2 protein-coding genes are annotated in these 397 nt (G+C 39.5%); both read right to left on the reverse strand.

All coding sequences use genetic code 11. The features are described from left to right. Positions 1 to 222: hypothetical protein (locus tag JHD74_RS26785; protein WP_370592721.1), on the reverse strand; the 222-nt coding region annotated here is incomplete at its 3' end. A 54-nt stretch (positions 223 to 276) separates the two neighbouring features. Continuing rightward, on the reverse strand, positions 277 to 397 hold a 121-nt coding region (locus tag JHD74_RS26145; protein WP_199063925.1), incomplete at its 5' end, for a helix-turn-helix domain-containing protein.

A 397-nucleotide genomic window follows, 5' to 3' on the forward strand; every position in this document is an offset into this window, starting at 1 on the left:
TTCTTTTATGAGCTCCTCTAGCTGCCTTCCCCTTTGGCGTCCTTGAGCTTCTCCTTTCTCCCAATCTTGTGCTAGCTGGATTATTGAACTCGGAGCCATTCCGCAAAATCGGGCTAATCCTTGAAGAGACAGGAAAGTTTCCCCATTCGGGAGAATCCCCATACTAATGTTATCTATTTCTTTTATTGCTATAGGTGCAATGGAAAGTGATTGCTGTTTCATAAAATATTCCTCAAATTAGTTTTGTTTTTTCCACTAGTGTAATTTTAAAAGGAATTAAACGAAAAAATCTTTTATTGTTATAGACAAACCGGTAGCAAGTACATTTATCACTTCTAATGTAGGATTTCTAACCCCTCGTTCTACCCCACTCACATAGGTACGGTCTAGCCCGCAC

This window comes from Serratia sp. ASV30 (assembly GCF_016428815.1).
In the GTDB taxonomy this organism is placed as follows: domain Bacteria; phylum Pseudomonadota; class Gammaproteobacteria; order Enterobacterales; family Enterobacteriaceae; genus Chania; species Chania fonticola_C.